Genomic DNA, 579 nt, shown 5'->3' with positions numbered 1-579 from the left:
GCCACGAGATGATCCTGCGGCTGCCGCAGGGCTACGACACCGAGATCGGCGATGGCGGGCAGCATTTGTCCGGCGGGCAGCGGCAGCTCATTGGCCTGGCGCGGGCGGTCTATGGCAAGCCGAAGCTGGTGGTGCTGGACGAGCCGAACTCGAACCTCGACGGCGACAGCGAGGCGGCGTTGATCCAGGGCCTTGATGCGCTGAAGGCGCAGGGCTGCACGCTGGTGCTGGTCTCGCATCGCCCGGCGCTGGTGCAGGGCGTCGACAAGGTGCTGGTGCTGAAGGACGGCGCGGCGGAGATGTTCGGACCGCGGGCCGAAGTGCTGCGGCTGCTGATGCAGCCGCGCGTCGCGGGCGCACCATCGCCCTCGGCGCCGGCCCTGGCGCGGCGGGCCGCGTCATGAGCGGGGCGATCGGCAGCCTGACCGGCCCCGCGGACACGCTCGAGGCCCGGCCGCGCACCCGGGGGCTGGTGTTGTTCGGGCTGCTGGCGATCACGGTCTTCGTGGGCAGCTTCGTGGCCTGGTCGGTGCTGGCGCCGCTGTCCGAGGCGGCGATCGCGCCCGGGCTGATCAAGGT

1 protein-coding gene is annotated in these 579 nt (G+C 72.4%); it reads left to right on the top strand.

The window, feature by feature from the left end; translation table 11 throughout:
* Positions 1-404 (top strand): ATP-binding cassette domain-containing protein (locus tag GXW71_RS34615; RefSeq protein WP_211858632.1); only part of this gene is annotated, 404 nt, incomplete at its 5' end.
* Between the last annotated feature and the right edge of the window lie 175 nt (positions 405-579).

Source organism: Plastoroseomonas hellenica, from assembly GCF_018129085.1.
Classification (GTDB): Bacteria; Pseudomonadota; Alphaproteobacteria; order Acetobacterales; family Acetobacteraceae; genus Plastoroseomonas; species Plastoroseomonas hellenica.
This window is presented reverse-complemented; position numbering and strand designations above follow the sequence as displayed.